This window comes from Paenibacillus sp. sgz302191 (assembly GCF_057749925.1).
In genome coordinates this window covers 105,553-130,728 of record NZ_JBYLHY010000020.1, presented here as the reverse complement: position 1 = coordinate 130,728, position 25,176 = coordinate 105,553, and the positions used below count along the sequence as shown (strand labels likewise).

Here is a 25,176-nt window from a genome sequence, read left to right as displayed (position 1 = left end):
TATCCTCCTCAGGAAGCAACTTCATCTTCCAGTTCTGTCAGCAATGTGTCCAACTGCTCCGACGCTCCGAAGCTTTGTTTGGCCGCTTGCAATTGGCGCAGCGCCTCATCTGTCCGCCCTAACCGGCGATACAGCAGGCCGAGATTGATGTAATATTCCGGATCAGGCTGAAGATCGATCGCTTGGCGCAAATCGTTCAGGCACTCCTCGTACAGGCCGTTTTGAAAATAAAAGACAGCCCGATTATTGTAAGCTTCGCTCAGCTTCGGATTGCAGGAGATGGCCATATCAAGATCCTGTCGGGCATTATCCAACTGATCCAATTCCTGATATACCAGAGAACGGTTGTTATACGCTTGAGCCTCTTTAGGCTGATAATAGACGGCCATGTTCAGCATCTCCAGCGATTCTTCGTACCGGGCCGCGTTGTAGTAGATCACGCCGAGCCCTACAAATGCGGGAACAGCGTCCGATTTGAGTTCCAGAGCGCGAAGGTAATCCGCTTCCGCCAGCTCGCTTTCTCCCAATTTGTCATACAAATCGGCCCGGTTGATATGCGCCTCGTAATAGGGAGGGCATAAAGCTATCGCCTGGTTGTAGTAGGAGAGCGCTTCTTCGTCGCGATCGTATTTTTTCAGCAGGTTAGCCATATCGTTATAATATTCGCCGTAATTTGGATCGAGCGCGATCGCTTGCTTGTAAGTCTCGTAAGCTTTCGGGAAATCGCCGATGATCTCGTATACCTGTCCCGTATTGTAAACGAGGATCGACTGATGCAGCGCGTAACGTTCATTGCCGTAAATTTGCTCCATTCTTTCGAGACCTCGCGTGCATAGCTCAATCGCTTCTTCCAGACGGCCCTGCCGGGCACGGATGTAGGCGAGCGCATTTTCCGCAAAAACCTTTATGTAATCGTACTTGGGATGATTGTGAAACAGACTGTCGATTTTCTCTAAATTAAGCAGCGCGTAATGTTCAGCTCTGGGCAAATCGACGGGAATTTGATAGCGTCCGTAGGTCATGCTCTGAGAATACAAAATCATAGGGACGGAGTGGCTTTCCGGAAATTGCTGGTAGAAAAATTCCAAGTATGGAATCGAGAGCCGCGCCAAGCCGAGCGAATACAAAATGAACGACATGCGGATAAACACCGCGTTGTGCGGTTGTTCGCCGTCCGGTAGAATTCGCAAGTGAGAAGAAGTGTAATAGGGCGAAAACATTTCGAACCAGGTATCGTACAGGCCGATTTCCTGCAATTTGATCGAGACCGGGGTGAGCGCCTCCAATTGTTCGGTCTGCGTCTCCAGCGCCAGGCAATGAACCGGATGTAAAAGCGATTCGCCGCCGCCCGCAGCGTTCAGCTTCATGATTTGTTCTCTGTGGTATTTGGCGCGGATTTGCGGATGGAACGTCTCGTAGTTCCGAACCGCCGCGGGGTCGTCCGAGACGCAGTGGTCTTCGATATAGGTCTGCAATAAAGCGGAACGAAACTTCTCCCCCTTCAGATTCAAATAAAAATCCAGGTAGGTGTCGAATGAGAGATACGGATTTGCCTCCAGGCCGACCGCGGCTCCGTCCAGCAAGGAATGCAGCTTGGAAGGATTACCGCCCGACAACGCGTAGAGTTGATCGGCTTGTCTGGGAGACACCTTGATTGTCTGAGGGACGGATGAAAGAAACGCCTCGAATTCCCCGCGGCTCATCCGATTTATCTCTGTCATGGCGCAGGCTTCCTCAATATCCTGATCCAAAGGACGGTCGCACAGCAGGATAACCCGCAGGGAAGCGGCGAGCTTGCGGCGGCGCATCAGAATGCGCAAAAAAGATTTTACGGTCTGTGAAACGTCATGACCCTGATCGACAATAAGCATAAACCGGCGGTTCAGAGTCTGACAGTAATCGAGTAGAAATTCATACACACCGTGAAGCAGCTTCTCTTGATATTCATGATGATAAAAGCGGGTGCGCTCCTCTTGGGGAGCCAGGTTCGTCAAATCCTTCGGATACTTGAAATAATCGGAAGGCAGAAAAGGAAACAACCGCTTCAAAGATTGCTCATGACGATGAATGAGTTCAGGTTTCGTTTCCGACGCGTCACGCAATACCGTCCGGAGAAGCGGATATAATGCGGCAAAATATCCGTGCGTTAATTGACCTCCGTTCGATAAAAGGACGGACTCATCCGCTAGTTTCTTATTTGCCCAAGCCTGTACCGTATCTCTTTTGCCGATGCCGGATTCTCCATAAACGGAAATAAAGAGACGGTTTCCTTCAAGCAGCCGGCTCCAGGCCTGGTCCAATTGCGGAAATATTTCAAGCCTGACTCTCATAGCTGTATGGATCATTATAACATACCTCCCTGAGAATGGATTAGCGTCAATGAAAAGAAGAGACCTAAAGTCAAGCTTTAGGTCTCTCTTTTCACTGCAATTAGTTCGCGATGTAAGGCGTTGTTGTCCGAATTGTGCTGGATTTCTTGGAAGTTTTTTTAATCATTTTCCACACCTCGCTTCCAAGTAAATGTATGGACACGTTAAATCAATAGTATAAAAATTACATAATATACTACAATGCCCATCTGAAACAAGCATATCACGCTTGGGACTTTTTTACAATATACCTGACGCAATTTTGTTAAAATTTCTCACATTAAAATTAAGATTCATATGCAATTACTTTGCTCATATAATTTCATTGCATCATAAACAGGAATATTTTACAATATTAAGTGTATTTCGCGTTATATTTCATTACATTTATCAGAAATCATTAATGCCTATTACTATTGGGAGGTAGGTTATGAGTTTGGAGACTAGGCTTCAAAAGCAGAATCTGACTGCTCTGCATCAGGCAATTTCCGAGAATTACCGAAATTTTATTGTGGGGCATATCAATGAAAGCTGTCTGCGGCTTGCCGTGTTCACAGGCGACTATCCTTGGCATTCTCATCCGGACTCGGACGAATTGTTTCTCGTGGTTGAAGGCGAGCTTATTATCGAGATTTCGGGGCAGGACCCGATTATTCTGCAGCCGAATGATTTCGTTACGATTCCTGCCGGAACTATTCACCGCACCCGTTCGCTGGTGCGCACAGTCAACTTGTGTTTTGAACATACCGACTCCGGGACTTTATTTCATGAGGAGTTGAACGAATGAAAATCGGGGTTGCAGAGCTGCGGAGATTGGCGGAAAGCACCGAATTCAAGGAAGCGATGCTTTCTCCGGACGGCAAACATGCCGCCTTGATCAGCAGCCGCGGGGATCTTGGAACCGATCAGTTTATTTCCGGGCTGCATGTATGCGCGTGCCGGGAAGATTCATTGAACCGTCTGTGGTCGATAGAATCGGCCGGCGTTCGATGCCCGCGCTTTTCCCCGGACGGAAGCTTCCTTGCTTTCCTCGGCGCGTCGAATGAAGGCGATCACGATGCAATCTCCGTTATGACGCTGCGGGACGGTTCTGTCCAAACCTTGACCCATAAGCTGAACGGCGCGGCTTGGTTAGTTTGGGACAAGGACGGAAAAGGATTTTACGTCGTATGCGACGAGCCCTGTTCCGAGTCCGAAGAGGAGTTCAGCGATTATTGGCATATCGCAAGCATCCCCCAACGATGGTCCTGGTGGCGCAAGCGGAGAGTTCTCCAGCACGTGCCCCTGCATTCGAACGAATCGGATGCCTGCCATTTGGAGAAGCTTGCCGGGCCCTGTTACGAGATCAGTCACCTCGCACTCTCTCCCCGAAGAGATACGCTTTATTTTGCAGAAGAAATTTGCGCGAACCGGGTCCATACTCAGCTTCAACTGCACCAATTGGACTTGGAATCAAAGGAACGACGAAACTGTATTCCGCTGCCTCACAGCTTCATGGGCACTCCCGTCCCTTCGCCTTCCGGGCGGTATCTTGCTTATGTCGGCGCCCGGACGAAAGAACTTGAGACTTCTCCGTTTGCTCTTCAGGATTACGTTCATGAGAATTCCGATCCGACGGGTTTCGGGGTAAACGCCTACGATACCCGAATCCATATACTCGATCAGCACGATCTTCTCCTTTATCAGCTTGGGGCAGAGGCCCCGCTATGCGCCGGCATCCCCGTAGGGATGGGCGTGGTTACACAAGAGATCCATTGGACGGGCGAAGAGGAAATCTGCTATATTGCCACCTGCGGCAATAAAACGGCGCTGGCCCGGCAGCATATTCGCGATGAGACAACGCTGTTGTGGGACGTCCTCGGCAGAGGCTCTTCCCGCTGCCACAGCTTCTCCTCGAACGGCACATGCCTGTGCATCCACTCGGAGGACGGAGTCCCCTTCGTTCCCGCCATGTTTTCCGCGGACAGCCCCAGGATGCGTATTTTCATGGAAATGCTGCCCTTCATGTTTCCATCCGAGTTGACATGGTGTCCCCCTGTTGAGATAGAGGGCATTCCGGCGAGCGGGGCATGGCTGTACACGCCGCGTCAGGGGAACGGCGCGCCGCCCGCTTCCGTGCCGCTAATCGTTTACGTGTACGGCGGCGCCGCCCCCCTTTGCATGGCCTATGAAGACACGCATCAACTGCTTGCGAATCAAGGCTATGCCGTGCTGGCCATCAACTCGTCCGGAAGCGCAGGATTCGGCCGAACCCGGGCGGACCGGCACCTGAATGACTGGGGGACGATCACCGTCCCGGAGACGCTGGAGAGCATCGGCATTGTGCTCCAGCGGCATCCGCAATTAGACCCTGCTAGTGTCGCTCTCTATGGGGGCAGCTACGGCGGCTTTTTAACGATGCGGTGCATTGCGCATTCCAAGCTTTTCAAAGCTGCATGCTCGATTTCAGGGATCGGCAGCTTGGCTAGTTATTGGGGCTCCAGCCATTACGGATACCAATATGGGCTCAGCGCTTTGCCCCGGTCATTTCCGTGGACAAATCCGGCGCTTTACGTCGAATCCTCCCCGCTTTTTCAAGCGGATCGGATCGCCGCGCCGCTGCTGCTCGTTCACGGGGAGTTTGACGCTGTTGTTCCCTTAACGGAGTCGGAGCAAATGTTTACCGCCTTGAAGGCGCTCGGCAAAGAGGCTTCCTTGATTATTTTTCACGAGGAGGATCACGGCATCCGGGGCCGGCCCCGGGCTAAATGGATGCTTCGACGCCTGCTTCTCGCCTGGTTTGACAAGCATTTGAAGAACGATGAAAAAGCCTGGATCTCATACACCTCGGGGGATGTGGACCAGGCAATCCGGATTTGACGATGATGAGACCCCTGACTTTCCGTATACAGCAAAAATCAGGAGATATCTGGCATGCCGACCCGTTTAGAATGATTTCAAAAAGTTAACGGCCTTAGCGATGTCCGCTTCGGGATCTGCGCCGACTTCCCGCTCGATCGTCAGGTAGCCCTTATACCCGATCTCCCGCAGGGCGTTCAAATAGCCGGTCCAATCCACGGCTCCTTCGCCGAGCGGCACTTCTCGAAACGCTTCTCCCGATTCGGCCATGTCGGCGATTGCCTGGTGATCAAGCGGCTCATAACCGAGCGCGCCGTAAATTTCGCGGGGATCGACTTCACGCAGGCGAATGCCGTCCTTGGCATGCGTATGAACGATGTAATCCTTGAGCGTATAGACGCCTTGCACAGGATCGTCGCCGGTCACCATGACCATATTGGCCGGATCGAAATTGACCGAGACGCCCTTCGAGCCAAGCCCGTCGAGAAACTGCTTCAGGCATGCAGCCGGTTCAGGTCCCGTTTCGATCGCGAAGTAAGCGTTCATCCCGGTCGCGTATCGGCTCAATTCCTCGCAAGCGCGGTGCATCGCCTCGTAGACCCGGTCGTTCGGGTCGTCCGGCACAATGCCGATATGCGTCGTCACCACGTTCGTCCCCAGATCTGCCGCCAGATCGAGAATTCGCTTCGACTTCTCGATTTTGTGCGGGTTGGCGGCTTCATCCTGAAAGCCATGCCCTCCAAGGTCGCCGACCAAGGCGGAAATCTCCAGCCCGAGCGATGCGATATACGATTTCCATTCTTTGCGTGCCGCGGCGGAAAGGTTCGCCGGATCCATTTCGCCGTGCACAGCGTATATTTGCACCCCGTCCGCCCCGATTTTTTGCGCCTTGATCAGTCCTTCCTTTACTCCAACGCGAAAGCTGTCCACAATGACGCCGATTTTGTTGCGATTCGCTGCCGCCAATTCGCATTTCCCCTTCCATTGATCCATATCGGATCGGATTATTCGGCCTCTTCCCAGAAGCGTTTGGCATTGTCCAAAGAAAGCTTCGTTCCCCGTACGCAAGGCTCCATCCCTTCGAATTCAACGGATAAGTACCCGTCATAGCCGGAACGGCGCACGATTTGCAGCGCCCCCCTGACATCGAGGTCTCCGTGCCCGGCAATCGCGCCCCGCAAATAATTTCCGCCTGCCGATCTGAACCACCCTTCCCCAGGATCATGGGTCACCGGTCTGCGGTAAAAGTCTTTGACATGAACCATGGATGCATAAGGTGCATTATTGCGAACCCCAGTGAGCGGATCTTCATCCACGCAAACGAAATTGCCGATGTCGAGCGTCGTCCGGAAATTGCTGCGGTTCACCTCATGCAGCAGCGCCTGCACCCTGTCGCTGGCCTGAACGTAGTAGCCGTGGTTTTCCACGCTTGTGATAATGCCGAGCGGTTCCGCGTAATCGGCAATTCGCCGGCACGCTTCGGCGAGCCGCGGCAAGTCCGCGGCGAATCTGCGAATCGAGGTGTCGGGCGAAGCCGCAACGTCGTGCCTCATCCGCTTTGCGCCAAGCGCGGCCGCAATGTCGACTTCCCGCATCACGCGTTCGATTTCCCGCTCGTAGGCCGCCTCGTCCAAGCCTGCGAAGTTGGCGCCGACGGCGTAATTGGAAATGTCGAGGCCGGCCTCTGACGCTTTTTTGCGAATGGCTTCGATGAGGTCCGGGTTGTCCGTTAAGCTGAAACCAAGCGGCACGATCTCAACGTGCTCCCCGCCCATCGCCGCAATATGATCGATCGCTTCGACGACGGTCATCTCCCCTGTCTGCATAGCCTGCCAAAAGCTGTAGGTGCTGACGCCGATTTTCATAAGCGGATTTCCTCGCCTTTCTCCGCGGACTCGTAGATGCCGCACAAAATTTTCATCATTTCCACCCCGTCTTCCACCGGGCTAAGCGGCAGTGTTCCTGTCAGAACGCATGTAAGGAAATGATCGATTTCATTCCGAAAAGCCGATTCAATATCGAGTCCGGCGTGATCCGTTTGCGGATGGACGTTCAGCATCGTATCGTATTTTTCGGTTACGATGACGACCTCCGGATCGATTTCGAAGCCGCCCTTATCTCCATACAGCTTCACTGTATTCTCATTCTGCTTGGCATGCAGGGTGAAGCTCACATCGACGACCAGCGATGCGCCGTTCTCAAAGCGGATCAGCGCGCTTGCCAGATCTTCGACCGTATTTCTCGACGCATCGTAGTCCGCCGCTTTGTAAAAAGACATATTGCGGACATTCGCCCGGTTGCCAAGCTTCCGGTACGTATTGGCGCTGACCGTCTTTACCTTCGGCCTGCCCATCAAATACCAGCACAAATCGATGATGTGCACGCCGATATCGATCAGCGGCCCCCCGCCGGAACGTTCGACGTCGGCGAACCATCCGCCGGGATTGCCGAGCCTGCGAATCGTGGACGCTTTCGCAAAGTACAAATCCCCGAATTCGCCGTTATCGACGAATCGGCGCAGCATTTGGACGTTCGGATCGAACCTGCGAACGTAGCCGATTTGCAGCAGCTTCCCGGACGACTTGACCGCTTGCTCGATTCGCAGCGCCTCCTCTACTGTGCGGCAAAGCGGCTTTTCCACGAGAACGTGCTTGCCGGCTTCCAGCGCGGCGATGCAAATTTCCGCATGGGTATTGTTCCACGTACAAATACTGACGGCATCGATGTCCGGATCGGCGAGCAGATCTCGGTAGCCCGTGTACGTTTTCCCCGCGCCGTATGCCGCCGCTACTGCACGGACTCTTGCTTCGTTCAAATCGCAGATAGCCGCAATGACTGCGACGGGATGGCTTGCGTACGCTTTCAAATGAAGCTCCGAAATGGATCCCGTGCCAATAATGCCGATGTTAATCTGATTCATACACGCCACTCTCCTCTAGTTCGCCAAGCATTTGCTCTATAAATCGTATTATAATGGGATAGACGTATATGACCATGAATAAGCATGCTCTTTATTTGCACGATTGTGCTATCTAAGGACTGGCGGACTTATCGTCGTGAACAGCAACGAGTTGCATTACGGGATCAAGCTCAGCCGATAATTTGTATTATTTTGCGATGATTGCGTACGAAAACAAAAAAGCCTGTTCCTTTAGGCATGAGCGAACTCACTCCAAATGAACAGACTTTCATTAGTGCATCAATGCGCGGACAAACGCTCCCCTTCGGGCTCTCCCTCCGGCTGAGCCGCGCGCTTCAGCAAGAACGCGCCGAGCCAGGCAATGGCAACCAGCGCAAAAGCAACCAGGAAGGCGCTTTTCATTCCCGCTATCAAGGATAAAATCTTGAGCTCCGCCGTTTCACCGCCGCCTGCTTGGGCCAAATATTTGCCGGAACTGTTCGTCATCACCGTCACCAGCAATGCCGTGCCGACTGCGCCCGATACTTGCTGCAGCGTACTGATAACAGCTGTCCCGTGTGCATACAGCCTGGCCGGAAGCTCGTTCAGCGCATTGGTCATAACCGGCATCATGAGCATCGAAATCCCCAGCATCAAGAATGTATTCAGAATCATGATCGTGATGTAGGAGGTCGACAAGGTGATGAAAGCGAACTGCAATAGCGTGTTGCCCACCAGCACCAATCCGATAATCGCCAGCCACTTGGCGCCGAATTTATCGAACAGCCGGCCGGTGATCGGGGACATGATGCCCATCAGGATACCGCCCGGCAGCATGACCAGACCCGCCTGCAGCGGACTGTAGCCCAGCGCATTTTGCAGGAAGATCGGGAGCAGCATCATCGCGGAGAACATCGCCATCATGACGATCATCATGATCACCGTCGATATTCTGAATATCCGATACGTAAAGGTCCGCAAATCGAGCAGGGGCTGCTCCATTGTCAGCTGCCTCCAGGTGAACAGCGCCAGCGCAACGACGCCGATGCCCGCAGGGGCAACAACTTCAGGGCTTGACCACCCTCCATGGCCCTCGCCAGCGCTGCTGAAGCCGTATACGATACCGCCGAAACCGATCGTAGAGAGCAGCAAGGACAGCAAGTCGATCTTCGGCTTCGTCGTTTCGGTTACATTTTTCAGCTTGATAAAGGCGAAAACAATGACAAATAACGCAACCGGCAGCACACTGTAAAAAAGAACCCGCCAGCTGAAATGTTCGACGATAATCCCCGACAAAGTAGGTCCGATCGCCGGAGCGAACGTGATGACGATGCCGATCGTGCCCATAGCGGAGCCCCGTTTTTCCATCGGCACGACGGAGAATACGACGTTGGTCAGCAGCGGAAAGAGCAGCCCCGTTCCCGACGCCTGCAGCATCCGGCCTATGAACAGCGTTGCGAATCCCGGAGCTAGTGCCGCTATGGCTGTGCCTGCGAAAAACAGACACATAGCCGTAAGGAACAATGCTCTTGTTGTAAAGCGTTGGATGAGAAAAGCCGTGACCGGAATCAGCACGCCGATCACCAGCAAATAGCCGGTGGTCAACCATTGGGCCGTGCTCGGCAAAATCCCGATGTCCGCCATAATTTTCGACAAAGCTACATTCAGCAGCGTCTCATTCAAGATCGCAACGAACACGCCAAGAATCATCACCATGACGACCAGCAGATTGCCTTTGCTCCCGAACATCCCTTCGCTGCCGGGATGCGCCGCTTGTTTGTTTACTGTATCCACTCTCTTTCTCCTCTCTCCTTTTCCGGTAAGACGGTTCTGCATGCCAAACTATTGTAACATGCGGCCCAGACCGTCATTTCTTATCGATTGCTATGTTAGCAGGGCCTCTGCAGCTTGCATCAACAATAGCATAAAGGCATTGTACAGGAACGTAGACCCCTGCACAATGCCTTTTTTAAATATAACAAAATTTTAACATACGGCTTGCTGCTTGTTGCTTGGTACGATGTCATTTACTCATTTATATATGTTCAACGGTAGATGTTTCAAGGATTGGCCCGGAGCGGAAGCAACCAGATTGTTTTCCAAGTCGAACTCAATCGGCTCAATGCGAGAAATTCGTTGCAGGAATGCTGTCAAGGCAACGTTCAATTCCAATCTTGCGAGAGGTGCGCCAAGACAAAAATGCGGGCCATTGCCGAAGGTTAAATGCTTTTTGTTATTATTTCGATGAATATCAAGTGCATACGGATTCTCGAACATACTTTCATCCATATTGGCCGCGCTCATCCACGCTATGACAACATCCCCCTTTTTCAGCTTGACACCCAACATATCGTTGTCCTGTTTGACGGTACGATGCCTTTTCGAAATATGAAACCTGTAGCGAAGCATTTCTTCGACAGCTTTCGGAACGAGTTCCAAGTCGTTTCTTAATTGTTCATATAAAGTCTCGTCATCGTACAGAAGGGAGTAAAAAGTACTTGAAAGCATGTGGCTAGTCGTTTCGATGCCCGCTCCTAATAAAAGCATTGTCGTTCGAACGACCTCATCGTCCGTAAATCTCTCGCCGTCGAGCTCGGCATTCAACAAGTCCGAGATGATATCATCAGCTAGATTTAATCGTTTGTGAACGACGATCGGATACAGGTATTGGTAATACTCTTTGGCAGCAACCTGCTTTTTATACTCGATTTCCTGTTTGTTTTCTGCGGTGGGAGGTTGGAATAAAATATCGACCCAGCTTTTAAACCTGTAACTATCTTCTAAAGGGATACCAAGCAAGTCAGCCATTGCCATGGAAGGCAAGGGTCCTGCCAGTGCGTGGACGATATCGACCGTGGCGCCTGCCTCCATGTCATCGACAAGTTTATTCGCAACCTGTTGGATCCGCGGTTCCCATATTTTCAAGCTGCGAGGGGTGAAAGCTCCCGACAGCAGGGAACGGTATTTTTGATGCCGCGGCGGATCCATGTTTGAAATACTTGTTTTCTCAGGTGGCGATCCTTCTTTATTATTCGCTCCGACAATGAACGTCGTTCTCGAGCCTTCGCTTGAAAATAGTTCATGGTTGCTCAATACCTGTTTGACGTCATCGTACCTGAATACATTCCAGGTATCTGTTTCTTGATGATAATGTACAGGGTTATCAAGCAGCATCTTCTTGTACCATTCAAGCGGGAAAAATTGTTCGGATCTCGTTTGAAAGTTGGTAATGTCTTGGAGTGAAATCAATTCTTTGTTCATAAGAAATGCACCTCCATTTAGAAATTTGAAATATCCGAAATTTGTACTTTTAGTATATTTTTATACCATTAGTATATATTTTAAGTTATCCGTATATCTTTTATCAATGATTCATTAGACCCAAACAATAAATCCTTTATATGTAAATATTTACGTCAAAAATAGACAAAAAAAATGGCCCGCCATCGTTGCCGACCGTCTCCATTTTTTTCTCTGCTGCTTGCCACCCGGGTCCGGGTTATTTAATCGCGTACGATAAATCATAACGGGCAAATAAATCCGACATCGCTTTCTTGGCTTCCGCCGCGTCCGGCCCCATGACGTACAGTTCGTAATTGTGATGATCCGCCAGTGTTACAAAAACACTGAGAATGCTTTTGGCGTCAACAATCACATTCCCGAACTTCAGTACGCATGAGGATTCGAATTGATTCGCCGTCTTCGAGATTTCCCAACCGATTTCCGTCGTATTATGCATGTTAAGCGGCCTCCTCGCCGACCTTCTTTCTTACCCCAAGCACTTTTTGCAAAACGATGAACAAGAACAGCAGCAGTCCGATCGCAATTTTCGTCCACCAGGAGCTTAAGGTGCCTTCAAACATGATCAGCGTCTGGATGATGCCTTGAATAAGAACGCCGATCAGTGTTCCCGCCACAAAGCCGGTTCCGCCCGTCAGCAGCGTACCGCCGATCACAACAGCAGCTATCGTATCCAACTCTGCGCCCAGCGCATGCAAACCGTAACCGGACAGCATGTAGAAGGTGAAGACGACGCCGGCCAGGGAAGAGCAAAAACCGCTCAGGGTATATACGAACACTTTTGTCCGTTTTACAGGCAAACCCATCAGCATGGCGGAATGCTCGTTGCCGCCTAACGCATAAATGTTGCGGCCAAACCGGGTGTAATGAGCCAGTACGATCGCCCCCGCCACCACGCATAGGGCAATAATGACACTTATGGACACATACGAGCCGCCAAGTACATACACTTTGGTTTGCGAAACCGCTTTGTACCATTCGTTCTCAATCGTAATGCTCTCGATGCTGATGACGTAGCACAATCCTCTCGCCAGGAACATCCCCGCCAGAGTCACGATGAAAGGCTGCAGGTTAAAGTGATGTATCAGGCTGCCCATGCACCAGCCAAATACGCTGCCCATGACCAGTACTAACGGAATAACGACGCCCGGCGACCAGTGATGATTTTGTACCAGGCTTGCCGATATCATTGTAGTTAAAGCGATTACCGAGCCGACTGACAAATCAATGCCGCCCGAAATGATGACGAAGGTCATCCCAATGGCTGCAATGAGCAGAAATGAATTATCGATCAGCAGATTAAAAAATACTTGCAGAGAGAAAAATCCCCTGTACTCTATCGAGCCCGCCGCGAACATGACAATAAATAAAGCGACGGTCGCGAGCAGCGGAAGATATCTTTTATCTATGGTGCGCAGCCTCATGCGGCAACCTCCTGTTCCACTGTTTTTTGTTTGGATTTGCGTTTGGATGCGAGCGATTTGCGGAACGCTTCCGATTGGATCAGGCAGACGATCAGTACGACGACCGCTTTGACGACCAGCGTAATTTCCGGCGGTACGCCGATCGAGTAGATGGAAGTCGTCAGCGTCTGAATAATGAGCGCACCTATAATCGTGCCGGACAAATAAAATCTTCCGCCGTTCAGCGAATTGCCGCCGATAACGACCGCCAAAATGGCATCGAGCTCATACCATAGCCCGGCATTGTTTCCGTCTGCGCTGGATACGTTGGAACTCAAAATGATGCCGGCAAGGCCGCTCAAGAAAGCACACAGCACGTAGACGGTAAAAATGATGGAGCTCGACCGGATTCCCGCCAGACGGCTCGCCGTCGGATTGGAACCAACCGATTCGATAAACAGCCCGATTGCAGTTTTTCTTGTTAAGACTGCAGCTATAATGAAGAAGAACGCGATAATAAATATCGAGAACGGGAGACCTAGCAAATATCCGCCTCCGATAAAGGAATAAGGTTTGGAGGAGACGGTGATGATTTGTCCGTTCGTGATCAATTGCGCTACGCCGCGTCCGGCGACCATCAGGATCAGCGTTGCAACGATCGGCTGAATGCCGAGGAAGCTGACAAGCAGCCCGTTCCATGCCCCTGCAGCCAAGGAAAGTAATAGCGCAATACCTACAGCCATAAACAACGTGCTCATATCGCCGGCGCCTTGCTTGGAAATGAGCAGGCAGGCCATTGCGCCTGCGATGGAAACGACGGAGCCTACGGATAAGTCGATCCCTTTAGTGGCGATGACAAAAGTCATACCGATCGAGATGAGTACGAGGGGCGCCGCGCGATTCAAAATATCAATCAGGCTGCCGAACAAATGACCTTCCTTCATCGTAATGGAAAAAAAATCGTGATTATGAATGAGGTTGGCGATCAATAAGAAAGCCAAAGTGACTAAAGGCCAGAACAAACGGCTGCTCATTTGGCTTCCCCTCCTGCGATTGCTTTCATAATATCTTGCTGACTTATGCCAACGTTTGCGACTTCGGCAATTTTACGCCGGTCCCTCAGGACGGCGATTTTTTGGGAAGAACGAACGACTTCTTCCAGCTCGGAAGAAATAAACAGAATCGACATTCCCTCCTCGCACAGCAGCGCCATTTGCTTCTGGATTTCCGTCTTCGCTCCGACATCGATCCCCCGCGTCGGCTCATCCAGGATGAGCAGTTCCGGATTCGTCAGCAGCCACCGCCCAAGAATCACCTTTTGCTGATTGCCGCCGCTTAAGTTTTTAATTAAGGCCTCGGGACCCGGCGTTTTAATATTGAGCAGCTCGATATATTGATCCGCAAGCTCGGTCTGCTTCTTCTTCGGTAAAAACCGGAAAATGCCGAGTGTCGCTTGCATGGCGAGAATCATATTTTCCCGCACTGTCAGATCCTCGATGATGGCCTCCGTTTTCCGGTTTTCAGGGCAGAAGGCGATCCTTGCGTCTATCGCTTGGCGCGGCGAATTCAACTGGACGGCTTTGCCGTTTATTTGAATTTCCCCTTGATCCGCACGGTCCGCTCCGAACAAAATGCGGGCGATTTCCGTTCGGCCGGAACCCAGTAAACCGGCCAGGCTCAATATTTCTCCCGGGTACAAATTCAAATCGAACGGCTCGATCGAGCCTTTGCGCGCAACCTGCTTGGCCTGCAGGAAAGGCTGCTTTGCGCTGTTCGTTTTATGTGAAGCCATTCTATTAGGCAACTGTTCCAATTCACTCATATCTTTGCCGATCATTTTGGATACGAGATCCATGCGCGACAGCTCTTCGGTCAAATATTCCCCTTCAAATTGGCCGTTTCGCAAAATCGTAATCCGATCCGACATTTCATAGACTTGATCCAGGAAATGCGTGACGAATAAAATCGCCAAGCCTTCCGATTTCAACTTGTGCATCACATGAAACAATTGTTTCACTTCATTCGTATCCAAGCTGGACGTCGGCTCATCCAAAATCAAGACCTTCGCCGAAACATTCAAGGCTCTGGCAATCGCCACCATTTGCTGAATCGCTACGGAATACGATCCAAGCAGCTTGGACGGATCGATGTCCATATGTAATCGTTTGAGCAGCTCCTTGGAACGGGAATTCATTTCTTTCCAATCGATAAAGCCTCTGCGCATCGGCTCGCGGCCGATAAAAATATTTTCGGAAACCGTTAAATTCGTACATAAATTGACTTCCTGATAAACGGTGCTGATGCCGAGCTCCTGCGCTTGCAGCGGGCTTTCCGCGCGAATCTGCCGGTCGTCAAGCCAAATTTGGCCTTCGTCAATGGCATGCACGCCGGTTAACACTTTAATGAGGGTCGATTTACCTGCACCATTTTGGCCCATCAACGCGTGAATTTCCCCCGGAAACAGGCGAAAGTTCACATCGGTCAAAGCCTTGACTCCGGGAAACTGCTTATGAATATGCTCCATGCGCAAGCGAGGTTTTTTATCTGTCACCTTCTTGGCCTCCTATCCTGAATAACGATCCGGAACCGGAAAATCTCTCGCCAAGCTGCACTTTTGATGCGGCGTAGTGAGCTGTTTGGCAGCTTGCGAGAGTCATCCCGGTCCAATCCATGTTACAGTCAGATCAAATTAGTACTGGCGGTTCGGCAATTCTTTTTCCGCCGTTTCTTGCGGGAATACGCCTTCTTTGGTCAAAATGCGTTTAGGCACTTCTTTGCCCGCTACGACATCTTTTACGATTTGCATCACTTGCGGCCCCATCAGAGGGTTGCATTCGACAATCACGTTGATTTTGCCGTCTTTCATTGCTTGGAAAGCGTCCTTGGTTCCGTCCAGAGAGATGATGAGAATATCTTTGCCCGGCTTAATGCCTGCTTCTTCAAGGGCTTGGATAGCGCCCAGCGCCATATCGTCGTTGTGCGCGTACAGCACGTCCATTTTGGTGTTCTCCGCCTTCGCGGATTTGATGAACGCCTCCATGACTTCCTTCCCTTTAGCGCGCGTAAAGTCGCCGGTTTGGGATTTTACGATTTTCAGGTTAGGGTTATCTTTAATGACTTCTTCAAAGCCTTTTTTACGGTCGATAGCCGGTGCGGAGCCAGTCGTTCCTTGCAGCTCAACAATGTTGATCGGACCCTTCTGATCCTTCACTTTGCCAAGCAGCCATTTGCCCGCGTTGCGGCCTTCTTCTACGAAATCGGAGCCAAGGAACGTTTTATAGAGTGAGGTGTCTTTGGAATCTACCGCACGGTCAGTCAGCACGACCGGAATGTTCGCATCCTTCGCTTCTTTCAAAACCGTATCCCAACCGGATTCAACAACCGGGGAAAAAGCGATAACGTCCACCTTTTGCGCAATATAGCTGCGGATCGCCTTAATTTGGTTTTCCTGCTTTTGCTGGGCGTCGGAAAACTTCAGATCAATTCCCGCTTCCTTCGCCGAATCCTGGATCGACTTGGTGTTCGCTGTCCGCCAGCCGCTTTCCGCACCAACTTGCGCGAAGCCGAGCGTAATTTTTTTGTCGGCCGGCTTAGTCGCCTCGGCTCCTTTGGCTGCCGTGTCCTTGGTCCCGCTTGCCGGTGCGCTTCCGCAAGCCGCAGTAAGAAGCATCGTTGCTGCCATCAAAACGGCAGCGCCTGATTTCCACATCTTTTTCATTCGTTAAACCCTCCTTATGGTTCACCATCGTTTGGCGTAGCTTCATTTTAAAACGCTTTCAACTGCGAATGAATAGAATCCATTCTGAATAAATTAGACTCTTATTCGGTTATTTGCGGCGGCGGGGACCAAAATATTGTTTTTTTACGAATCAATTTGAATTTTTTCACGTGTCTAGCTGGAGAGACCCGGAATACCCCTCCATATAGCGGGTTGCAAATAAAAAAAAACGCCTACGTGCAGTCCGGCGACGTCATCCCGCTGGAGATCGAAAACAACGATCTGATCCTCTGTTTCGGCTGGATCCGCCCCAAAAACAAACATTTATCCCGAGCTGCCCAAGAGTTCGTCAAAGTACTGAAAGGCATAATTGAAGAACAAGGATTTTAGCTGGCGGCCTAACACGCTGAGCGCGAGCGCAGGGCGGCCCGACGCGGACGGCTAAGTGCGCTATTGCGTGGGGGGGCGGCCGACGCGGACGGCTAAGTGCGCTATTGCGTGGGGGGGCGGCCGACGCGGACGGCTAAGTGCGCTATTGCGTGGGGGGGCGGCCGACGCGGACGGCTAAGTCCGCTATTGCGTGGGGGGGGCGACTGACCAGGACGGCTAAGTGCGCTATTGCGTGTGCGTGGGGACGCGTGGGTAACTATTCTTTTACCTCCCAGAAACCGGGGCTGCCGTTTGTGAAGCGGCTCGCTAGCCGTAAAACCTGCAAAAGTGCAGGCTTTTTCGGCAAAAGCGGCTCGTTTGGAGGAAAAGCCTGCGATAGTGCAGGAATTCCCGCTCCAGATAGAACTGAGCCCCGAATTCGGCGAAAAAAACTGCATATTTGCAGGAATTTATCGCTGCAAGCGCATCTTGGGGCAAAAGGATGCACTTTTGCAGTTTTTTTTCGCAAGGCCGGCGTTGTCCTGGCCCCAACAGCTTTTCGACGGCCGGCCACTCGGCACGGCGCGAATAAATAAGGGGTAACCCAACCCCTCGGTCACCCCAAAACTTATAAATGGTTAAATAAGCCTCATTTTATGAGGCTTCAGGTCTGTTGAGAGATGCATCATAGAGCACGCATCCCCGCCCCGCGCCTCTTCTGCACGGGATGCGTATCTGATGCAGGGGACACAAGGCAGACTGACAGGGAAAAATCTGCGAAAGTGCAGGTTTTTCATCGGAAATCGGCTTATTTTGGTGGAAAACCTGCGAAAGTGCAGGAATTTTCGCTGAAAGTGAGTATGAGCCTATGGGTTCGGCGAAAAGCCTGCACTATTGCAGGAATTGTTCGTGGACGGCGATCAAGGACGCAAATTCATGTATTTTTGCAGGTTTTCTTCGTGCAGCCGCGCAAATTATGGTTACCCCCTCTAACGTGTGGTTTTTTCCACAGCCTGCACAATTGCAGAAATATTTTGCGGTCAGGGTAGCGTCAGCGGGCAAAAAGCTCCACTTTATACGAAAATAGAACGCAGCAGACCTGAATATCTTCATTCTATGGAGTGACGTCACGACATCATGGGAGTTTTTCCAGGCATTTTTTGCAATGTGCATGGCAGATTGTAACGATCGGCTCTGGTTTTTCTCAATATTTGCGGTTTTCGATCTCGCGGGCGGCGGTCCCTTGGGTGAATACGCCTTCCTTTACCACGATCCGCTTCGGCAAATTTCTTCCCGCCACAAGCTCGCGGACAGCTTGCATTAAAAGCGGCCCGAACAGCGGGTTGCACTCCACCGTGCAGTTAAGCTTGCCGTCCAGCAGCGCTTGAAACGCTTCTCTCCCCCCGTCCACCGAGACAATAACGATGTCATTCCCGGGCCTCAAGCCGACGGCCTCCATCGCTTCCATCGCACCGAACGCCATGTCGTCGTTATGGGCGAACAACACCTGAATATCATGACCATGCTGCTGCAAAAAACGCGTCATGACCTCCTTGCCCTCTTCTCTCGTAAAATTGCCCGTTTCGCTGGCGATGATTTTCATATTCGGATTATCCTTTATGACTTCCTCAAAGCCCCGCTTCCGGTCCAAAGCCGGCGCCGAATTTTCCGTGCCGCGAATTTCCGCAATATGAATCGGTCCGTTAACGTCCCTCATTTTGTCAAGTACGTATTTGCCGGCTTTGCGGCCTTCTTCCACGAAATTAGAGCCAATGAGCGTGACATACAGAGAGTGGTCCTGTACATCTACCGAGCGGTCCGTTACGATGACAGGAATGCCGGCCTCCTTCGCTTCCTTCAGCACGCTGTCCCAACCGGTCTCCACGACGGGTGAAAAAGCAATCACATCCACCCCTGCCGCAATATACGAACGAATCGCTTCGATTTGTTTGTTCTGCTGCTGTTCAGCATTCGAAAATCTCAAATCGATGCCTGCCTGTTTGGCGGCGTCTTGAATCGATTTGGTATTGGCGTTTCGAAAACGGCTTTCCGAACCAACCTGCGAAAACCCCAATACGACCGGCCTCTCCTCTGCCTCGGGAGCTGTTGTCGTACTGGAATCCGTTTGAAGCATGACGGGAGTCTTCGCAGGGCTCTCCTGCGGTCCGGGCACAGATGAACAAGCACAGAGAAACACGAACAAAAGGATGACCGCCTTCCCCCAACGCTTATGCACAAATTCACCCTCCTTCCTGAAATGAAGACTCACGAATTTTACTTGATGCTCTTGAGCGACTGGTGCGTAACAAAAGTCGGCTCTAACTGATTCAGTTCCGGCACCGCTTTTCCGTCGCAAGCGTCGTTCAGCAGATTGACAATCATATCTCCCCAAGCCTCTTCCTGCTGCGACATCAAAGCGGTAATCTGCTTGTTCGCAACTCCGTCCAGCAGCTCCGGCGAACCGCTGGTCGTAACCGATAATTGGCTTAAGCCCTTGGCTTTCCAGACGAGGATAGCCGCGGAACCCGCCAACGAATCCAGCCCGACATAAGCCTCAAAATGCGGATGCGCGTCTATCATCTTTTCCAAATTGACGATCGCTTTATCCAGACTGTCTCCGTTCGTTCTCAGCTCAAGGAGCTGTATATCCGGCAGTCTGGCCAAATAATCTTTGAAGCCTGCAACCCGCTGCTGAATGCTGGAAAACGAGGCAGTGCCCGTCTCGGCAATGATCATGCCCTTTCCGCCCAAGGCGCGATCGATATACGCAGCAAGCATACGGCCGGCCTCGTAATTGTTGACTCCTATGAAGGCGGCGCGTTTGCTTTGCGGAGCGTCATTATCGAAGCAAATGACTGGAATGCCGGCGTCAACAGCTTTATTAATGTAGGGCTCCAGCGCGGCGGCGTTCACCGGACTGATTGCTATGCCGTCGACATGCTGCTTGATCAAATTTTCCATCATCCGGATCTGCTGCTCGAGATTGGCTTCATCCGGCGCCTTGACAATAAGCTGAGTACCGAGATTGCGGGAGACTGCCTCCGCCCTGCTCGTTACCACCTTATGAAAAACATCGGCTGTCGAATAAACGATGGCGAACGTCCGCCCCGGCTTCTGCACTTCAACGGCGGATTCCTTATGCTCCGGACCGGCGGGCGCTGCCGGCTCAAGCCCGCAGCCCGCCGTCAGGCTCACGAGGATGCAGCATAGAAACAGGAATGCCATATTCCTATAGCGAGCCCGCATGGCCGTTTCCTCCTTCACATGGCTACGCCTGATTACGAAATGCTTTGGTTGTGACGCCGGCGATTTTTTTAAATACCGAATTAAAATAATGCGGATCGCTATAGCCTACCATGGCGGCAATTTCATATGACTTGGCGTTTGTCGTTTTGAGCAGCTCCATCGCCTTCTTAATGCGGGTTTTAATTAAATAATCAATAAACGTTTGCCCGATTCCTTGAGAAAAAATCCCGCTAAAATGGCTTGCGCTTACGTTCACATAAGCCGCAACAACCTGCAAGGAAATATCCGGATTGTCAAAGTTTTTATCGATATAGTTTTTGGCCTTGGCAAGCAGCTCGCCATATTTGTCCGTAATGCGGTCACGATGTTTAAGGCCGAGCGCAAGTACAGAGACAGCGCAGGCCCGCACCTCCTCCAGCCTATTGCTGATCAACAGCGCTTCCTCCACCGCGGCCATCTCCGACAAAAAAGACTGCACGTCTCCATTGGACTCGTGGATAAACGCAGTTACGGCTGCAATCATATCCAAAATGAGATAATGCCAATAAAACTTGCTTTCAGCCTCCGTATGATCGCCGATACCTTGTATGTAACCGCAAACAAAACTGTCGATCTTGGAGACATCGCCCATTTTCAAAAAATTGGGCACTTGATTGCGGTCGTAACCGGCCAATCCTCCTTTATCGATGCTGACAATCGGACGGTTGCGCAAAAAATAATGGTAGCTTTTATTTCGTTCCGCTTCGGAAAATGAGACCGCGATCTCCTGGACCCGCCCTCTGACCGTTCCTTTGCCGTGATAAAACGTGCCGCCAACCCGCTCCTCCAGCAGCTTCAGCTTGCGGATAAAGCTTTGGGCCGCAAACTCCACATGCTCCGGATCGTCTCCTTTTAAAATCCACACATGTTCTTTTTTACTGCGCCTCATATGCAAATGGTCCGCCATGTCGCGCATCGCTTCTTGAAATAGCGGATGCGTCTCAACGCCGCCGGGCATCTCTGCAAGCACCACGAGATAATGCTTCGCAATCAGACCGATGCCTAATGTCTCCGCGGCATGAATAGCCTCCGCTGTCGGGATGGAGCCGGAGCACAAATCGATCAGCAATTGCTCCCTGACCGTTTCCTGATTGATGCTGGCTTTCAGCTGCAGCAGCTCTTTCTTTTTCAGCTCCTCGCGCTCCATATCGATTTTGGCTGCAACACTTTGGAGCACTTGGATCAGCTCCATCGCATTGATCGGTTTCAGGCAATATTCCTCCACCCCGATCCGCAAAGCCTCCCTTGCATAGTTGAATTCGTCATGACCGCTCAAAATAATGATTTTGATCGCCGGCATCTTCTCTTTCACAATCCGGCTTAACTGCAGCCCGTCCATAAAAGGCATTTTAACATCGGTCAGCAAAATATCCGGCGCCAGACTTTCGATTAAAGGAAGCGCCATTTCGCCGTCCGGCGCGTCACCGCAATACACAAATCCCTCCTTTTCCCACTCAATCCGGTTGCGGATGCCTTCTCGGACAAGGACCTCATCATCCACCAACAACACTTTTTTCATCAAATTCTCTCCTTATCGGTATGCTCACGAACACTGTCGTGCCAAAGCCATATTCGCTTTCGATCCGAATACCGTACGGATCTCCGTTATAAAGATTGATTCTTTGATGCACATTGATAATCCCGAACCCTGCCGGTTGAGCCTGGGTATGCTTACTCTCGGCAAGCAGCTCTCTAAGCTGCTCCTGCTTCTCTTTCGTCATGCCTGCGCCGTTGTCCGAGACTCGCAGCTCAATATTTCCGTTCGTTCCATAGCCTCCTGTAATGCGAATGCAGCCCTTGCCCCGCTTGTTTTTAATGCCGTGGTACAAAGCGTTTTCGATCAGCGGCTGAAGCGTCATTTTCAAAATAAGGCAGCCCAGCACATTGTCCTGCACATCGATCTCGTAGTCGAGAATGTCCCTGTACCTCATCTGCTGGATCGTTAAATAGTTGGCGATATGATCCAATTCCTCTTTGAGCGTAATCTCATCTTTACCTTTACTTAATGAAATCCTGAAAAAAGTTGCAAGCGCGTTCACGATGCCGATGACTTCTTCGCTTTTTTTATTTTCCGCCAGCCAAATAATCGAGTCCAGCGTGTTGTACAAAAAATGCGGATTGATCTGGGCCTGCAGCGTCCGCAGCTCCGCGAGCTTCATCTGTTCCTGCTCTTTCATGCTGGTTTCGATCAGCAGCTTGATTTTGTCGAGCATCGTATTGAAGCTGACGCCCAAATCAGCTATTTCATCCTGCCCTCCGCCGGGCACTTTGGCATCCAAATAGCCTGACGCCGCTTGGCGCATCTTATTTTTCAAATACCGGATCGGACGGATCAGCCGGTTGGACACATAGGCATAGAGCGAAATAGTAAACATAATCGTGAAGATAACGCTGACAAAAATGAGCGTTTCAATCTGTTTTGCATCTTTGATCACTTCCTGCAAAGGCACTTCGCCGACGACCTTCCAGCCCGTCAACTCCGAAGTCGTATACACAATAAATTGCCTGCGTCCTGCCACCTCACGAATGTCGTTGCCCGAAGCCGCTCCCAATTGTTGCTTCGTTAAGCCCACAGCGGCACCGGCTGATTTCATACTCTCAGGCAGGATGATCGGCTTCCCCTGCGGGTCCATAACGTAAAAGAAGCCGCTGTCGCCCATCTTTGTATTGTTGCAAAAGTTTTCGATGACCGACACATCCAGGTTCATCACCATAAATCCGATGACTTCGTCCGTAATCTCCTGTTTTACCGTCGAGACGATCGATATTAGGGGAGGATTATCCTCCTCCGCCCGGTCCAAATTGCTGATCCCCCGCGAACCGGCAGGCGGTATGATAAGCACCTCATCACGATGGGCCAACAAGCTTTTGAACTCCGGATAAAGAAACGGGTCCTCATCGATTTGGAAAATGCCCTTTTTCTCGCTAATCCCCTTGCCGTACCTGTTAAAAAGTATAATATTCGTCAGGCCGTTGCTGAACCGGTACGTATCCCGATACAGGCTGAACGTTTTTAATATATCTTTAGCTTCATCATAAGTTTCGCTTTGAATCAGCAGAAACCGCAGTACATTTGAGTTTTTGCTAATGTCCAAAAATTTGCGGTTGTCCGAAAACAGCACGTCGATATCGTTTTTCAGATGCTCCGCCACAAGCTCTGTCGTGGCAATGCTATGCCTGGAAACGGTATTATACGATTTGGTGTAACTGATAATCCCTACGACAATTAAAGGGATGGCGGTCAGCATCACAAACATGACTAACATTTTCGCCCTCAAACTGGAGGATATCCAACGAAACAATCTCATGAAGGTACCCCCGGGTTTCATCGTTCTCGCCCACCAAATTAAAGCGCTTGCAGTACTCCTTATTGTAATCTTTTTTTGATGCTTAGAAAATAGAAAATGATTCGAAAATGTTTTGATTTTTTGTGGCAGCCCATTTTAAATCCAGGTTTTCAAAATGGTATATGCATGAAGAAATTTACTGTAGTATGGTAAAATGATTTCGAGGAGTTGGTACACCGATGGAATTTATGCGTACGATCACAGAGGAGAGGATCCTGGAGGCCATCCGTCGCGGGGAATTAAACAATCTGCCGGGCTCAGGCAAGCCGCTTCCCCCTGATGATCTGGAGAACGTCCCGGAGGAGCTTCGAATCGGCTTCAAGCTGCTCAAAAATGCCGGGCTCATTCCCGAGGAAATGCAGCTTCGCAAAGAAATGGTAACGCTTGGCTACCTGCTCACCGTCTGCCGGGACGATTCCGAGCACACAAAGCTTCAACGTGAGTTGTCGGCCAAGAGGCTCCGCTACCAATCACTGATGTCCGAACGGGGATGGCCGGCATCGGAAGCGTTTACCGAATACGAGCGTCAAATCCAACAAAAGTTAACAGACAACGGCGAATAATACATAAGCTGTAACAGGTTTTAGAACGAATGTCGAAAATGAAAAATAGCCCGTACCATCAAGGCACGGGCTTGCGACATTGAAAACCTAAGCATCGGCTGCGCAGCGGAAGCCCATATTTCCTGACGAGCTATCCGGCATATTCTGGCTGCGGGCAGCCACACGGTATCGGTTGCAGTAAGACTTGTGGCATAAATAGGAGCCGCCGCGCATCACACGGCTCGTCCCTTTCGCCGGACCGATCGGGTTCACCCGCGGCCCGTTCAAGTGAAAGGTGGGGCTGAACCAGTCCGCACACCACTCCCAAACATTGCCGGCAGCTTGGTACAGTCCGTATCCGTTCGGTTCAAAGGATTGCACGGGCGCCGTCCCGAGAAATCCGTCACTGGCGTTGTTTTTTTCCGGGAATTTCCCCTGCCATATATTGCACATGTGCTTGCCGCCGGGTTTAATCTCATCTCCCCACGGATATCGCTTCTGAACGAGTCCTCCCCGCGCGGCAAACTCCCATTCCGCCTCCGTCGGCAGCCGTTTGCCGGCCCATCTGCAGTAAGCTTGCGCATCGTTCCAGGAAATATGAGTGACCGGGTGGTCGAGCCTGCCTTCAATCCCTGAGCCGGGCCCTTCCGGAGCGCGCCAACTGGCGCCTTCGACTGCCAGCCACCAAGGCGTTTGCCTGGGCGCACCTAAAATTTTGACTCCGGCTTCGGGAACAAACAGATGAAACACGTACGACCAGCCAAACTTCTCCGCTTCCGTCGAATACCCGGCAGTGTCTGCAAACTTCTTGAATTCCGCATTCGTTACCGTATACGGATCGATGTAGAACGGATCGATGGTGACGGCCCGCACCGGACCTTCTCCATCCGATGGAAAGCCTTCTTGATCGTCGGTCCCCATCAGAAACTCCCCTCCCGGCAAATAAATCATATCCTGTTTGGCCGGTTGTGCGGCGGGAGTGGCGGGAGCAACCTGGTTCCCCTTATCCTCTTTGTCCACTACGCCGGAGTTGATCGTCAAGGAAGCCTCCATTCTGGAAACGGAGCAGCAAGAAGGCTTTATCGGATCTGTCATAGTTATGGCCT

The 25,176-nt window shown here is 51.2% G+C and carries 20 protein-coding genes; 4 read left to right on the top strand and 16 right to left on the bottom strand.

The features are described 5' to 3' along the window. Positions 1–8: 8 nt before the first annotated feature. Entirely contained in the window at positions 9–2,345 is a 2,337-nt protein-coding gene (locus AC3G2T_RS25175; RefSeq protein WP_488437304.1) for a tetratricopeptide repeat protein, read from the bottom strand. 454 nt (positions 2,346–2,799) lie between these two features. Here AC3G2T_RS25175 and AC3G2T_RS25170 point away from each other — a divergent pair, with 454 nt between their 5' ends. Continuing rightward, a complete protein-coding gene (locus tag AC3G2T_RS25170; protein ID WP_474679201.1) occupies positions 2,800–3,156 on the top strand; it encodes a cupin domain-containing protein in 357 nt (118 codons plus the stop codon). Then, entirely contained in the window at positions 3,153–5,228 is a 2,076-nt protein-coding gene (locus AC3G2T_RS25165; protein ID WP_474679202.1) for a S9 family peptidase, read from the top strand. Before AC3G2T_RS25170 ends, AC3G2T_RS25165 begins: the two co-directional genes overlap by 4 nt. A gap of 66 nt (positions 5,229–5,294) precedes the next feature. Here AC3G2T_RS25165 and AC3G2T_RS25160 read toward each other — a convergent pair whose 3' ends face one another. From AC3G2T_RS25160 to AC3G2T_RS25115, 10 genes are all read right to left on the bottom strand, one after another. Beyond that, entirely contained in the window at positions 5,295–6,173 is an 879-nt protein-coding gene (locus AC3G2T_RS25160; RefSeq protein WP_474679203.1) for a sugar phosphate isomerase/epimerase family protein, read from the bottom strand. 38 nt (positions 6,174–6,211) lie between these two features. Continuing rightward, complete coding sequence (locus tag AC3G2T_RS25155; RefSeq protein ID WP_474679204.1) at positions 6,212–7,072, bottom strand: sugar phosphate isomerase/epimerase family protein; 861 nt, start codon at positions 7,070–7,072, stop codon at positions 6,212–6,214. Next, positions 7,069–8,127 carry a Gfo/Idh/MocA family protein gene (locus AC3G2T_RS25150; RefSeq protein ID WP_474679205.1) on the bottom strand — a complete coding sequence of 353 codons (1,059 nt, stop codon included), beginning with the start codon at positions 8,125–8,127 and terminating at the stop codon, positions 7,069–7,071. Before AC3G2T_RS25150 ends, AC3G2T_RS25155 begins: the two co-directional genes overlap by 4 nt. A 279-nt stretch (positions 8,128–8,406) precedes the next feature. Further along, positions 8,407–9,855, bottom strand: a complete 1,449-nt coding sequence (locus tag AC3G2T_RS25145; RefSeq protein ID WP_474679823.1) for a DHA2 family efflux MFS transporter permease subunit — start codon at positions 9,853–9,855, stop codon at positions 8,407–8,409. 282 nt (positions 9,856–10,137) lie between these two features. Continuing rightward, positions 10,138–11,367, bottom strand: a complete 1,230-nt coding sequence (locus AC3G2T_RS25140; RefSeq protein ID WP_488437303.1) for a cytochrome P450 — start codon at positions 11,365–11,367, stop codon at positions 10,138–10,140. 238 nt (positions 11,368–11,605) lie between these two features. Then, positions 11,606–11,845 (bottom strand): HPr family phosphocarrier protein, encoded by a 240-nt coding sequence (locus AC3G2T_RS25135; RefSeq protein ID WP_474679207.1) that lies wholly within the window; start codon positions 11,843–11,845, stop codon positions 11,606–11,608. A gap of 1 nt (position 11,846) precedes the next feature. Beyond that, positions 11,847–12,830, bottom strand: coding sequence for a galactofuranose ABC transporter, permease protein YjfF (yjfF, locus tag AC3G2T_RS25130; protein ID WP_474679208.1), 984 nt, complete (start codon positions 12,828–12,830; stop codon positions 11,847–11,849). Further along, positions 12,827–13,843: an ABC transporter permease gene (locus AC3G2T_RS25125; RefSeq protein WP_488437302.1), complete on the bottom strand. Its 1,017-nt coding sequence runs from the start codon at positions 13,841–13,843 to the stop codon at positions 12,827–12,829. The genes yjfF and AC3G2T_RS25125 overlap by 4 nt, the downstream gene beginning before the upstream one ends. Next, on the bottom strand, positions 13,840–15,360 hold the full coding sequence (locus tag AC3G2T_RS25120; protein WP_488437301.1) for a sugar ABC transporter ATP-binding protein: 1,521 nt from the start codon (positions 15,358–15,360) through the stop codon (positions 13,840–13,842). The genes AC3G2T_RS25125 and AC3G2T_RS25120 overlap by 4 nt, the downstream gene beginning before the upstream one ends. Positions 15,361–15,498: 138 nt before the next feature. After that, positions 15,499–16,527: an ABC transporter substrate-binding protein gene (locus AC3G2T_RS25115; RefSeq protein WP_474679211.1), complete on the bottom strand. Its 1,029-nt coding sequence runs from the start codon at positions 16,525–16,527 to the stop codon at positions 15,499–15,501. Positions 16,528–16,740: 213 nt separating this feature from the next. Here AC3G2T_RS25115 and AC3G2T_RS25110 point away from each other — a divergent pair, with 213 nt between their 5' ends. Further along, positions 16,741–16,917: a type 2 periplasmic-binding domain-containing protein gene (locus AC3G2T_RS25110; protein WP_474679212.1), complete on the top strand. Its 177-nt coding sequence runs from the start codon at positions 16,741–16,743 to the stop codon at positions 16,915–16,917. Between the two features lie 1,183 nt (positions 16,918–18,100). Here AC3G2T_RS25110 and AC3G2T_RS25105 read toward each other — a convergent pair. The 4 genes from AC3G2T_RS25105 to AC3G2T_RS25090 are packed head-to-tail and all read right to left on the bottom strand — an operon-like array spanning position 18,101 to position 23,489. Next, a complete protein-coding gene (locus AC3G2T_RS25105) occupies positions 18,101–19,132 on the bottom strand; it encodes an ABC transporter substrate-binding protein (protein WP_488437300.1) in 1,032 nt (343 codons plus the stop codon). A 38-nt stretch (positions 19,133–19,170) separates the two neighbouring features. After that, entirely contained in the window at positions 19,171–20,142 is a 972-nt protein-coding gene (locus AC3G2T_RS25100) for a sugar ABC transporter substrate-binding protein (RefSeq protein ID WP_488437299.1), read from the bottom strand. A 22-nt stretch (positions 20,143–20,164) separates the two neighbouring features. Then, entirely contained in the window at positions 20,165–21,700 is a 1,536-nt protein-coding gene (locus AC3G2T_RS25095; protein ID WP_488437298.1) for a response regulator, read from the bottom strand. Next, positions 21,675–23,489 carry a cache domain-containing sensor histidine kinase gene (locus AC3G2T_RS25090; protein ID WP_474679216.1) on the bottom strand — a complete coding sequence of 605 codons (1,815 nt, stop codon included), beginning with the start codon at positions 23,487–23,489 and terminating at the stop codon, positions 21,675–21,677. The genes AC3G2T_RS25095 and AC3G2T_RS25090 overlap by 26 nt, the downstream gene beginning before the upstream one ends. 218 nt (positions 23,490–23,707) lie before the next feature. On the opposite strand from AC3G2T_RS25090, the gene AC3G2T_RS25085 reads away from it, so the two are divergent. Then, positions 23,708–24,091 (top strand): DnaJ family domain-containing protein, encoded by a 384-nt coding sequence (locus tag AC3G2T_RS25085; RefSeq protein ID WP_488437297.1) that lies wholly within the window; start codon positions 23,708–23,710, stop codon positions 24,089–24,091. 87 nt (positions 24,092–24,178) lie between these two features. On the opposite strand, the gene AC3G2T_RS25080 is transcribed toward AC3G2T_RS25085, so the two are convergent. Then, the gene (locus tag AC3G2T_RS25080) at positions 24,179–25,165 is read right to left on the bottom strand and encodes a formylglycine-generating enzyme family protein (RefSeq protein ID WP_488437296.1); all 987 of its coding nucleotides are present in this window, start codon (positions 25,163–25,165) and stop codon (positions 24,179–24,181) included. Between the last annotated feature and the right edge of the window lie 11 nt (positions 25,166–25,176).